The following is an 11977-nucleotide window of genomic DNA, read 5'->3' on the forward strand; positions in this document are numbered from 1 at the left end:
ATCGTGCGATGAAACTTGACTATCCCCAAGCACTCAAACGTGTTGATGAAGCTCGCGGTGCCTGGATTATGTATGGTCAGGAACCTCTGCTCGAACAAAATTTACTTGATGCTTTCCGGCAGAGTTGGCAAAAACAGGAAATTGAACGTCAGCGTTATGATATTGGCAATGTCAGTGACTGGAAAAATGTCTTTAATGCTTTAAACAGCCTGTCCTTGTTTTCCACACAACTGGCTGTTGAAGTACATGGCAATATCAAGCCCGATGCCAATGGCATCAAGCAACTAAAAAGCTATATCCAGCATAATGAACAAAACCTGCTATTGGTGGTAATGCCGAAACAGGACAGCAGCAGCCTAAAATCCAGTTTTTTTCAGGTGGTGGATGCCAATGGCGTGACAGTGTCACTTGCGGCCAATTATCCGCAAGACCGGCAACGGATTTTAAGTATTGAGGCCGAAAAGCTGGGCATCAAACTGGCCCCTGATGCTTGGGCCTGGCTGGAACAGCACCACGAGCACAATCTGCTGGCTGCAAAAAACAGCCTCATGCGCGTCAGTGATACTTTTGCTGATGTAGAGATCATCCAGATTGATCATTTGTATTCATGTCTACAAGATCAGTCGCGCTACACCACTTATGATTTAAATGATGCCCTGCTTGCAGGCAATCTGGCTCAGGCAATTAAAATTTTCCAGTATTTAATTGCCTCGGGTGAACCGATGAGCCTGATCTTGTGGAGCATCAGCAAAGAAATGCGTTTACTGATGCAACTTTTTGAACAGCCACACAATGCCTTACAGTTGGGCATCTGGAAAAATAAAGTTAGCCAATATCAACAAGCCTTAAGACGGCTCAATCCGAACTGTTTCCTGACTTGGCCATCCCTATTGTTACGCATTGATGCTTCAATAAAAGGTTTAGGCAAAGAAAACCCCGAACATCTGGTTCTGCAAGCCATTAGCAGCATGTGTGGTCAAACCTTATTTTTATCGCCAAGCGCCTAACTAAAGAAACGTGAAAACCAGCTTTTGCCTTTTTTCTCTTCTTGTTTACGTAGATAGCTCAACATATTGTCTCGCACTGCATCGACATAGTCCTGATCATCATGCTGAATATGGTTGATCAGCCACTTGGACAGCAGACGATACAAGTCTTTTTCAATGGATTCACCTTTTTCAAATTTCAGGCGGTAATCATTCAGACGTTTTACAAATAAGTCATGGATACCACGATGTGATGGTAAGTATTGATAACTGACTTGTTCCAGCAAATTTTCTTCAAAGCTAAAATGCGACTGGGTGTAGTCAATTAAATCCTCCAAAACCTCTTTAATTTTATCGCGCTGCCCCGTGTTTTTCACCTGCTCCAAAGCATTAATATAATCCAAGATCTGACGATGCTGATTATCAATCACATCAATCCCAATATTATAGGTTTGATTCCATTCCATCACTTACCTCTTACAAATTTTAATATTAAAGTTATGATCTTTTTCGCATAATTATGGGGATTAATGCTCTTATTATTAAACCCATAATTATTTTATGGATTTAATACTACAAACTTTTTTTATTTAAATCTAGAGATAAAACAAAGATTTTTTAAATTATGTCTACCAGTTGGAAACTCAGGAGAGTGAAGGTAAAAAAGAAATCAACATCTCCAGCACGAAAAAGCTATCTAAATAAAAATCATTAAATAAATCTATTATCATTCGACTAAAATCCAATACATCTTGATACCACGGATTCTGTGAACGACATTCCACTTTCTCAACAGCGTTTTGAAAAACTCAAGCATCAGGCTGAAAACCATCTTTTAGAAAATTGATGGAATCGAAATTTAATAAAATTTCTCTGCTCTATTCATTCATGCTAAAAGTTTTGTTAAAAAGGAATCAACTCTCTGTTTAGTAAATTTTTAATAGAACTTCAAAAAGAAAATAATTCTCATTTGTTTTTAAAAAGTTCACGTTTTATCCTTATTTAGCTTTTATAATTGCTGCAATTTTCCTCATTTATCAGCTCACTATGCCAAAAATAAAACCGTCTAAAATAGTTGTCGCCATAGTCAGTATTCTTGTTATTGCAGTCACCGCCTGGTTCTTTTTAAAACCAAAAGAACAAGCGCCGCAATACATTAGCAGTGAAGTCACGCGTGGCGATATTGAAGACTCTGTACTTGCAACCGGTGTACTTGAAGCCACCAAAATGGTCAGCGTCGGGGCGCAGGTTTCAGGTCAGGTGAAAAAAATGTATGTGCAATTGGGTGACCAGGTGAAACAGGGTCAGCTGATTGCGCAAATTGATTCGATTCGTCAGGAAAATGACCTGAAAACGGCTGAAGCAAGCATTAAAAACCAGCAGGCTCAACTGGCAGTCAAACAGGCAAACTTGGCTAAAGTTCAAGCGGAATATCAACGCCAGCAAGCCATGTATGCGCAAGATGCAACTTCTCGTGCAGAACTTGAGGCTGCATTGGCCAGCTATAAAACTGCCCAAGCGGAAATTTTGGCCATTAATGCCCAGATTGAACAGTCGCGCTTAACCCTGGCAACAGCCAAAGAAGACTTGGGCTACACTCGGATTGTTGCACCTATGGATGGCACCATCGTGGCCATTGTGACTGAAGAAGGTCAAACCGTTAACGCCAATCAAAGTGCACCGACCATTGTCAAACTGGCCAAGCTCGACAACATGACGATTAAAGCTGAAATTTCTGAAGCTGATGTGATGAAAGTTGAAGAAGGTCAAACCGTATATTTCACCACCTTGGGCAATAGCGATAAAAAACATTATGCCAAACTACGCCAGGTAGAACCGGCACCGAACTCTATCAATACAGAAAGCAATAACTCATCCACTTCATCTTCAAACACGGCTGTGTATTACAACGCCCTGTTTGATGTACCCAATGAAGATGGCAAACTGCGTATTGATATGACTGCGCAAGTGTATATAGTCCTGGCTGAAGCAAAAAATGTATTGACTGTACCAGCAGCAGCCTTGCAAAGTTCAAATCGCCCTCAAGGCAAACGTGCTGATCGTAATGCAGACCAGGTAAAACAACAAAATCAGACTGATCATGATCAAGCGCAAACTGACCGCCCTAAACGCTTGCAACTGTCTGCGGAAGAAAAATCACTGATTGAACAAGGCAAGGCCTCCATGTCGATGGTCCGTGTAGTTCAGCCAGATGGTACGGCCAAACCGCAACCTGTTTTGGTCGGCTTGAACAACCGTGTCACTGCTCAAGTAATTAAAGGCTTAAAGCCAGGTGACCAAGTGGTGATTGCAGATGCTTCAGATACCTCAAATGATGCTGCCAAACGCAGTAACCGTGTAGGTGGTGGTGCCGGGCCAGTGAGAATGTAATCATGAGTCAAGATCAACAGCCTTTGCTCAAGGTCACAGATCTGACTCGTGAATTCCCCGCTGGGGAAAGCACCATTCAGATTTTAAAGGGCATTAATTTAGAGATTTATCCCGGAGAACTGGTCGCGATTGTCGGGCAGTCCGGTTCGGGTAAATCCACCCTGATGAATATTTTGGGATGTCTAGATCAGCCGACCTCCGGGAGCTATCAGGTCAAAGGGCGTGAAACACGTCAATTAGAAGCAGATGAACTGGCACAATTGCGCCGTGAATATTTCGGTTTCATTTTCCAGCGTTATCATCTGTTGGGCGATTTAAGCGCGGCAGCTAACGTTGAAGTTCCGGCCATTTATGCAGGTGTCGATGCCTCTGCCCGTCAACAGCGCTCCACCCAGCTGCTCTCGGACCTGGGATTGGCTGAAAAGACCCAAAACCGCCCCAGTCAGCTTTCCGGTGGCCAGCAGCAGCGTGTTTCCATCGCACGTGCCTTGATGAACGGCGGTGACGTGATTCTGGCCGATGAACCGACCGGTGCACTGGATAAAAACAGTGGTATTGAGGTGATGCGTATTTTGCGCGAGCTGAATGCCAAAGGTCATACCATCATCCTTGTTACCCACGATCATAACGTTGCCAAAAATGCCTCACGTATTATTGAAATTAGTGACGGCAACATTATTTCAGATAAACCGAATGTACCTGGAATTGCCACAGATGAAGTTGTAGAAAAACAGACCTTAGAACAAACTGCACAGAAAAAAACATCTTCTTGGCGCTCTGCGGCGGACCGGCTAGGCGAAGCCTTTCATATGGCACTGCTGGCGATGAATGCGCACCGCATGCGTACCTTCCTGACCATGCTCGGGATCATTATCGGGATTGCATCGGTGGTATCTGTAGTCGCACTGGGCAATGGTTCACAAAAAAAAATTCTGGAAAATATCAGTAGTCTCGGCACCAACACCATTACCGTCTATCAGGGTCGTGGATTTGGGGATAACTCCAAAACTTCCCAGGCAAAAACCCTGGTTCCTGCCGATGCTGATGCCTTGGCCGAACAGCCCTATGTCGATGGGGTCAGTCCTTCAGTCAATAGCAGCGTCACTGCCCGTTTTAAAGATACCGAAGCTTCTGCCACAGTGAATGGTGTCAGTGAAGACTTCTTTTATGTAAAAGGTATGAACTTTGCCTCAGGACAGCCTTTTGACAAAGAAGGCGTGACTGAACGTGCTCAGGACGTGGTGATTGATGACAATACCCAAAAGACGTTTTTTAGTGATGGTACCGACCCTGTCGGTCAGGTCATTCTGTTGGGCAGTGTTCCCAGTCGTATCATTGGCGTAGTTGAAGCACAAAAATCGATGATGGGTAATTCAGACAGCCTGAATGTTTACCTACCCTATTCCACAGTGATGAGCCGTATGTTAGGACAGGCAAATGTACGTAGCATCATTATCAGGGTCAAAGACGAATACCCAAGTGCGGCAGCTGAAAATGCCATTTTAAATTTATTGGTACAACGCCACGGCGCACAGGATGTGTTTACCCAAAATGCAGACAGTATCCGTGAAACTATTCAGCAAACCACACAAACCATGACCTTGTTGGTGTCTGCAATTGCAGTAATTTCCTTGATTGTCGGCGGTATTGGGGTTATGAACATCATGCTGGTCTCTGTAACTGAACGTACTAAGGAAATTGGCGTGCGTATGGCCGTCGGTGCACGGCAAAGTGACATCTTGCAGCAGTTCCTGATTGAGGCGGTACTGGTCTGTATTTTAGGCGGAATATTGGGGGTGCTTTTATCTTTAGGTATTGGACAGCTGTTTAGTCATTTTGCTGGCGGTACCTTCCAGATGGCTTATTCCACCACCTCTATTGTAGCGGCCTTTGTCTGCTCAAGCATGATCGGGATTATCTTCGGCTTTATCCCTGCCCGTAATGCAGCACAGCTCAATCCTGTCGATGCACTTTCTCGAGAATAAGGATACCTAGAATACAAATGAATTTTACCAAACTTATTGCTAGTCTTATTTTAACTGGCTCACTGGTCGGTTGTGCTGCGGTGGTTAAAACACCGTACGAACAGCCTGCCGTGAATATTCCAGGCAGCTTCCAGAATAGCAAAGCACTCAGTCAGCAGGTGCATGCCGATGTCTATGCCGATCAATGGTGGACCTTATTTGGCGATGCGCAGCTGAACCAGCTGGTCAATCAGGTTTTAACCAGCAATAGCGATCTGGTGGTTGCCGGCATTAATTTGCAGCAGGCACGTTTACAGGCCGGTTTGGCGAAAAACCAGCAAGGCCCTCGGGTCAACTCCAGTGTTTCCGCTGGACATACATTTGATCTGAATTCAGGGGATGATGCTTCACGCGGCTTGTCTTTAAGTGGCGGCGTAAGCTATGAACTGGATTTATTCGGCAAACTGGCACGTCAAACCGAAGCCAGCAGATGGGAAGCTTTAGCGACTGAACAGGATTTGCAAGCTACTGCACAAAGCCTCATTGCCACTACGACCAATTTATACTGGCAGTTAGGTTATTTAAATGAACGCTATCAAATTGCCGGACAAAACCTAGCCAGTACGCAAAAAACCTTTGAGCTGGTGCGCAGCCAATATCGTGCCGGCGCGGTTTCCGGTCTAGATTTAACTTCTGCGGAACAATCGGTGCAAAGTCAAAAAGCGACCTTAAGCCAGATTGAACAGCAGAAAGTCGAAACCCGAACAGCATTGGCAGCGTTGATGCATCAACCTGTACAGCAGCTCAATATTGCCGAACCGCAACGTTTACCGCGTATTGCCCTACCGGCTATTTCTGCAGGTTTGCCAGCAGAGCTGTTGTCACGTCGTCCGGATTTACAAACCAGTGAACTGCGTTTACGCAAGGCACTTGCCACTAAAGATGCCACCAAAGCCAGTTATTATCCTTCCATTAACCTGACCGGAAACCTGGGCTCTTCCAGCACATCTTTAACCAGTCTCTTGCAAAATCCGGTATTAACTTTGGGTGCCAATCTCAGCCTGCCGTTCCTGCAATATAACGACATGAAAAAAGATCTGGCGATCAGTAACCTGGATTATGAAAAAGCGATTGTCCAGTACCGTCAAAACCTGTATCAGGCCTTTGCCGATGTGGAAAATGCCTTATCTGCCCGTACCGAATTAAACAAACAGGTGGCACTGCAAGAACGCAATGTACAGCTTGCAGAGAAAACCGAGCATCTAACTGAAGTACGTTACCGCAATGGTGCCATTGCCCTGAAAAACCTGCTTGATGCGCAGGAAACCACGCGTAATGCCCGTTTGTCTTGGGTTCAAACCAAACAGAGCCAATACAATGCCTATGTCACCTTGATGCAGGCTTTAGGCGGCAGTCCAGTCAAACCGTTGCCTTAAGTTAAAGGTGAAATAAAAAAGATGCCATTTGGGCATCTTTTTTATTTCAGAAAAATTTCTGAGAAAATGTTCTGTTTAGCTATTTTTAACTTTTTAAAAAGTTAAAAGCTCGGGCGGTAATATTTATAGATCAGGCCTTTTTCATTATAAACATCATAACTTCTTTGCTTAAAGTCAGATACCCATTGCTTGCCGTTAAATCCTGCAATATGTCCATACACATGTTTGCCGGTTCGATCAATAATATAAATATCACCTTCTTTCGGGGCATCGAACTTAGGATTAATTTCTCGATAACCAATTTTCATCAGGGTATTTCCCCAGTCTGCCGCAGCGACGGGATGACTTTGAAATCTTGCACCCGCCGACTCCAAAGCAAGTCTGATACTTTTGGCACATTTTTGTGAACTGCTGGTTGAAGAAACGGACTGCAAGAAATCGGTGAATTTACTGATATCAATTCGCTGGCCATTCTTTGCAAGCACATTCTTTTTAGCTATGGCCTGCCCAGTCTGAAATTCTGAAGATTTTTTCGATTTTTTACCCGATTGGGAACGAATTATGATGTTTGCCTGAACAGGAGCATAAACTTCACTCATGTTTACATTATGATCATAAACCATTCTTTACCAAACACTCCTAAGCCTGACACTACCGGCTTTTCACTCATTTCGACGGCAAGATGGTAACCCCTAAAATGTGATTTTTCATATAACAAATGTAATTAAATATAAATAAATTACCGATAAGTGAGTTAACTGACTATTTTTTGTAGTTTTTTATCATCCAATACTGCTGATAAATTTATTTTATCCTCACTCCATCCACATTGCGCTGTCATTGAAATCCGGATTTTCAATTGATAAATTGCTGGGATTGAACAGAATAAATACACAATCTGGCGTTCAGCAGATCATGTATTGCTTTCTCCACACATGCTTTACTTCATTTAAATGATGAACCCATGTTTTTATTCTTGGCTATTGGCAGGCCTATCAGATTTTTTATCAAGCCCGGGAAAAATACATTCAATAAAATGTAATCCATTTTCCTTCCCCCTATAACTTTTAATTAAACACCGTCAAGATTAGGCCCTAGTATTTATACCACTTTGCAAACACCAACAAAAAACATATAAATCATTTATTTATAAAAATTATCACCATATTTTAAACTTGCTTTCTCCCTTAATGGATACAGTTTCCTCCCCGGTAAAAAAAGGCTAATATGTGCCACAAGAAATTCACAATATTATGAGAGAGACATGCGTCAATATTTAGACCTTTTACAACATATCCTGGACAACGGTGGCGATAAAGGCGACCGCACGGGCACAGGTACACGTTCAGTATTCGGTCACCAAATGCGCTTTGATCTTTCTCAAGGTTTTCCTTTATTGACCACCAAAAAAGTGCATTTTCGTTCCATCGTGATTGAACTGTTGTGGTTTCTCAAAGGCGATACCAACGTTAAATATCTGCAAGACAACAAAGTTACGATTTGGGATGAATGGGCTACTGCAGAACAAACGGCGCGTTTTGGCCGTCCTGAAGGTGAATTGGGTCCGGTTTATGGTCATCAGTGGCGTAATTTTGGCGCAACCAAAAAAGAAAATGGTTTATATGAACAGGATGGTTTTGACCAGATCACATGGCTGATCAACGAAATTAAAACCAATCCCAATTCACGCCGTTTAATTGTGTCGGGCTGGAATCCGAAAGAAGCGGGAACGGTTGCCCTGCCACCCTGCCATACCCTGTTCCAGTTTTTTGTACAGGACGGCAAGCTATCCTGCCAGTTGTATCAGCGTAGTGCCGACGTATTTCTAGGCGTTCCATTTAATATCGCCAGCTATGCCCTGCTCACACACATGATTGCGCAAGTTTGCGGTTTAGGTGTAGGCGACTTTGTCTGGACTGGTGGCGACACGCACTTATATGTGAACCATTTTGAACAGGCTCAATTACAACTTAGCCGTGAACCTTTGCCGCTTTGCCAATTGAAACTGAATCCAGAAATTAAAGATATCTTCGCGTTTAAATTTGAAGATATTGAAATTGTCGGCTATGAATCGCATCCCGGCATTAAAGCGCCAGTAGCGGTTTAATTTTTTCTCATTCATCATTCCACTTAAATTCCTAATCCCCCTAATTCCCCCTTTAAAAAAAAGGGGGAATTGAATAAAAAAATCCGGGAATATAATCAGATAAGGCGAACTTTATGACCTTCCAAAATTTAGAAGTTGTGCATGTTGTGGCCATGGATCAACAGCGCTGCATTGGCAAAAATAATGACCTGCCTTGGCACATTTCAGCTGACCTCAAACACTTTAAGGAAATCACCCAAGGCGGTGTGGTGGTCATGGGACGCAAGACCTTGGAGTCTATGGGCCGCACTTTGCCAAAACGGGTCAACTGGGTCATTACCCGTGACACCGACTGGTCATTTGAAGGCACCAAAGTAGCCTACTCTATTGAAGACGCCTTGGCTCAAGCCGTTGCCGATGTTAAAGCATCAGAAAAACCTGAATCAATCTTTGTGATTGGCGGCGGTGAAATCTTTAAACAGACCATGAACATTGCCGACCGTTTAGAGCTGACCCATGTTGAACTAGACGTTCAAGGCGATGCCTACTATCCGGAAATTCCAGCTGAATTTAAAAAGGTCGTCTCAGAACAACATATTGATGACAAAACTGGAATTGCTTTTGAGTTCGCAACGTACCGAAAATAAAGGCAATAATTATAGATAACAGTCAAATATGCATAATACTGGAACAAGAAAATTCCTTCTTGCCTTGGGCATGGTGCTACTCCACACTGCGTTCGGTCTGTTCGTTATTATGTCCTCTATTTGGCTGTGTCTGGCCTTATGGTTTCAGCAACCCTTTGGCGGCTTAGTCACACGATTACTGATCGGCATCTGGATCGCTTTTGCCTTAAGCATACTCGGCCTTTATATCACCCAATATGTTTTGAACCGTCAGACTGATGTTCTGATCTATGTTCTGTTCTTTCTTGTCGGCTTATTCTGGTATTTTGGTCTGCAAGCCAGACAGGATCGTGAATGGAATCCGGAAGTTGCCCAAATACTATCTTATGAGCAACAGGGCAATCTGGTTACACTGCACAATGTACGCAATTTTAACTGGCATGCGGATGGCAGTTATGATGAACGTTGGGAAACCCGGCAGTTTGATTTAAACCAGATTAGCGGTGTAAATATTATTACATCGTACTGGATGGGACCACGCATTGCTCATACACTGGTCAGTTTCGATTTTACCAACAGCCCGCCACTGACCTTTTCAATTGAAATTCGTAAACAGAAAAATGAAGAATTTTCCACGTATGGCGGTTTTTTCAGAAAATATGAACTCAGCCTGATTGCAGCCGATGAAAAGGATCTGATTTATACCCGCAGCAATATTCGTGGCGAACAGGTCTATTTTTTTCCAATTAATATGCCAAAAAGTGAAATACGTGCCCTGTTTGAAGAATATCTGCATAAAGCCAATGAATTAAAACATCAGCCAAAATGGTATAACAGCCTAACCAGTAACTGCACCACGCTGGTATTTGACATGGTACAGGCAATATCCAAAAGACCTTTCCCAACAGATTACCGCCTGCTGGCTTCAGGATATTTACCTAATTACCTCTATGACTTGAATGCCATTTCCCATGACTTAAGCATGAAACAGTGGTATAAGATTGCCTACATTAACCCGCGCGTCAGCCAGTTAAAGAATATCTCCAGCACACAATATTCACGCCTGATTCGTCAGGGCATCCCCGCATCGATAACAGACGAATCAGCTGAATTTTAAAATTAAAAATATAAAAAACATCCATTTAATCCTAGTGAAAAACCTGTTTTTTTGTTTATATAGACTCCAAGTTAAACCAAAAATGAGAACTCCAATATGTTAAAAAAAATATTTGCTATTGGCATACTGGGCACTGCTATTGCTTTGACAGGTTGTGAAACCACACCAAGTGCATCTGCTACCATTGAAACTGCCAATTTAGTGCAACTGCAAAACCGTAGCTGGATTGCCACCCATATTGGCAATACCGCAATCAAGACAGCACCGACTGCACACAATATTCCAAGTTTACAATTTGATGCCATAACTAAACGTGTCAGCGGTGCCGATGGCTGCAATCGTATTATGGGCAGCTATGCATCAGGTCGAGATACCCTGGTGCTCAGTCAAATGGCAGGGACTAAAATGGCCTGTCTGGAAAATAACAATCCGTCTGAACAATTTAATGCAGCCTTGGCTAAAGTAGCCCACTATCAGGTTTTCGGGAAAACGCTTAAATTGCTTGATCGCTACGGCAACGTACTGCTGCAATTTACCAGTCCGGTGCAACTACGTTAAACTGCTCAAATAAAAGCCTGAAAGCTCAGGCTTTTGTGTTTAAAATGTTTCAATACATTTTAGCTTCATAGAAAGCCTCTATATTAAAAACAATAAGCAAATACAGGATCAAACTATGCAACAGGCCTTATTCGGTGGTGGATGCTTCTGGTGTGTCGAAGCCGTTTTTTTACAGTTAAAAGGTGTGGAAAAAGTGGTCAGTGGTTATGCTGGTGGCCATACTGAACATCCGAGTTATGATGATATTTGCCGTGGCGATACCAACCATGCCGAAGTCATTCTGATTGATTATGATGAAACGCAAATAAGCTTCGTTCAGCTGTTAGATGTCTTTTTTACCACTCATGATCCAACGACCTTAAACCGTCAAGGTAATGACATCGGCACTCAATATCGTTCTGTGATTTATTATTTTAATGATGAACAGCAACAGCAGGCACAACACACAATTGATGCCCTGAAAACAGAAGGTCTCAATATTGTGACTGAGCTAAGCCCTGCACCGCAGTTCTACCCTGCCGAAGACTATCACCAGAATTTCTTTGCCCGCAATCCTGCGCAAGGCTACTGCAATTTCACCATCCCTCCGAAATTAATGAAATTGCGCAGCAAGTTTCAGGACCTGCTGAAACCGGAATAAGCGACTGTGTAGAAAATTCTAGCCATAAAAAAAGCGACCTTTAAGGCATTGCTGTCCCACAATTTTTCACAAGAGGAAGCTCATTTGAGCTTCCTCTTGTTTTATGGGTATTTTATCGGGTGAAAATAAAGCTTTTAAAGTTCTTCTTTCAAACAAATTCACTTGAATTATTC

11 protein-coding genes are annotated in these 11977 nt (G+C 43.0%); 9 read left to right on the forward strand and 2 right to left on the reverse strand.

The annotated features are described in order from the left end of the window. Nucleotides 1–8 precede the first annotated feature (8 nt). Nucleotides 9–1007: a DNA polymerase III subunit delta gene (holA, locus tag FTT83_RS02325; protein ID WP_086195351.1), complete on the forward strand. Its 999-nt coding sequence runs from the start codon at nt 9–11 to the stop codon at nt 1005–1007. On the opposite strand, the gene FTT83_RS02330 is transcribed toward holA, so the two are convergent. Further along, a complete protein-coding gene (locus FTT83_RS02330; RefSeq protein ID WP_086195350.1) occupies nt 1004–1453 on the reverse strand; it encodes a bacteriohemerythrin in 450 nt (149 codons plus the stop codon). The two genes, holA and FTT83_RS02330, sit on opposite strands and share 4 nt — an antisense overlap. Before the next feature lie 580 nt (nt 1454–2033). Here FTT83_RS02330 and FTT83_RS02335 point away from each other — a divergent pair. From FTT83_RS02335 to FTT83_RS02345, 3 genes are read left to right on the forward strand one after another with little or no spacing between them, the layout of a single operon-like run. Further along, nucleotides 2034–3377 carry a MacA family efflux pump subunit gene (locus tag FTT83_RS02335; protein ID WP_086195349.1) on the forward strand — a complete coding sequence of 448 codons (1344 nt, stop codon included), beginning with the start codon at nt 2034–2036 and terminating at the stop codon, nt 3375–3377. 2 nt (nt 3378–3379) lie between these two features. Then, nucleotides 3380–5362 carry a MacB family efflux pump subunit gene (locus FTT83_RS02340; protein ID WP_180174244.1) on the forward strand — a complete coding sequence of 661 codons (1983 nt, stop codon included), beginning with the start codon at nt 3380–3382 and terminating at the stop codon, nt 5360–5362. 17 nt (nt 5363–5379) lie between these two features. Then, nucleotides 5380–6777, forward strand: a complete 1398-nt coding sequence (locus tag FTT83_RS02345; protein ID WP_171263148.1) for an efflux transporter outer membrane subunit — start codon at nt 5380–5382, stop codon at nt 6775–6777. Between the two features lie 101 nt (nt 6778–6878). On the opposite strand, the gene FTT83_RS02350 is transcribed toward FTT83_RS02345, so the two are convergent. Further along, complete coding sequence (locus tag FTT83_RS02350) at nt 6879–7400, reverse strand: CHAP domain-containing protein (RefSeq protein ID WP_086195346.1); 522 nt, start codon at nt 7398–7400, stop codon at nt 6879–6881. A gap of 641 nt (nt 7401–8041) precedes the next feature. Here FTT83_RS02350 and thyA point away from each other — a divergent pair. The 5 genes from thyA to msrA all read left to right on the forward strand — a co-directional run bounded on the left by thyA (nt 8042) and on the right by msrA (nt 11804). Continuing rightward, a complete protein-coding gene (gene thyA, locus FTT83_RS02355; RefSeq protein WP_086195345.1) occupies nt 8042–8884 on the forward strand; it encodes a thymidylate synthase in 843 nt (280 codons plus the stop codon). A 113-nt stretch (nt 8885–8997) separates the two neighbouring features. Beyond that, nucleotides 8998–9510: a dihydrofolate reductase gene (locus FTT83_RS02360; RefSeq protein ID WP_086195344.1), complete on the forward strand. Its 513-nt coding sequence runs from the start codon at nt 8998–9000 to the stop codon at nt 9508–9510. Between the two features lie 28 nt (nt 9511–9538). Continuing rightward, entirely contained in the window at nt 9539–10606 is a 1068-nt protein-coding gene (locus FTT83_RS02365; protein ID WP_086195343.1) for a DUF4105 domain-containing protein, read from the forward strand. Nucleotides 10607–10702: 96 nt separating this feature from the next. Continuing rightward, nucleotides 10703–11164, forward strand: coding sequence for an META domain-containing protein (locus FTT83_RS02370; protein ID WP_086195342.1), 462 nt, complete (start codon nt 10703–10705; stop codon nt 11162–11164). A 115-nt stretch (nt 11165–11279) separates the two neighbouring features. Continuing rightward, nucleotides 11280–11804, forward strand: coding sequence for a peptide-methionine (S)-S-oxide reductase MsrA (gene msrA / locus FTT83_RS02375; RefSeq protein WP_180176164.1), 525 nt, complete (start codon nt 11280–11282; stop codon nt 11802–11804). Nucleotides 11805–11977 lie beyond the last annotated feature (173 nt).

The sequence above is a fragment of the Acinetobacter sp. YH01018 genome, assembly GCF_013420295.1.
Classification (GTDB): domain Bacteria; phylum Pseudomonadota; class Gammaproteobacteria; order Pseudomonadales; family Moraxellaceae; genus Acinetobacter.

Coding starts and splice junctions, on each gene's coding strand:
- FTT83_RS02370 (WP_086195342.1), top strand. CDS start 10,703: ATGTTAAAAAAAATATTTGCTATTGGCATACTGGGCACTGCTATTGCT.
- FTT83_RS02335 (WP_086195349.1), top strand. CDS start 2,034: ATGCCAAAAATAAAACCGTCTAAAATAGTTGTCGCCATAGTCAGTATT.
- FTT83_RS02350 (WP_086195346.1), bottom strand. CDS start 7,400: ATGGTTTATGATCATAATGTAAACATGAGTGAAGTTTATGCTCCTGTT.
- holA (WP_086195351.1), top strand. CDS start 9: ATGAAACTTGACTATCCCCAAGCACTCAAACGTGTTGATGAAGCTCGC.
- FTT83_RS02345 (WP_171263148.1), top strand. CDS start 5,380: ATGAATTTTACCAAACTTATTGCTAGTCTTATTTTAACTGGCTCACTG.
- msrA (WP_180176164.1), top strand. CDS start 11,280: ATGCAACAGGCCTTATTCGGTGGTGGATGCTTCTGGTGTGTCGAAGCC.
- FTT83_RS02330 (WP_086195350.1), bottom strand. CDS start 1,453: ATGGAATGGAATCAAACCTATAATATTGGGATTGATGTGATTGATAAT.
- thyA (WP_086195345.1), top strand. CDS start 8,042: ATGCGTCAATATTTAGACCTTTTACAACATATCCTGGACAACGGTGGC.
- FTT83_RS02360 (WP_086195344.1), top strand. CDS start 8,998: ATGACCTTCCAAAATTTAGAAGTTGTGCATGTTGTGGCCATGGATCAA.
- FTT83_RS02365 (WP_086195343.1), top strand. CDS start 9,539: ATGCATAATACTGGAACAAGAAAATTCCTTCTTGCCTTGGGCATGGTG.
- FTT83_RS02340 (WP_180174244.1), top strand. CDS start 3,380: ATGAGTCAAGATCAACAGCCTTTGCTCAAGGTCACAGATCTGACTCGT.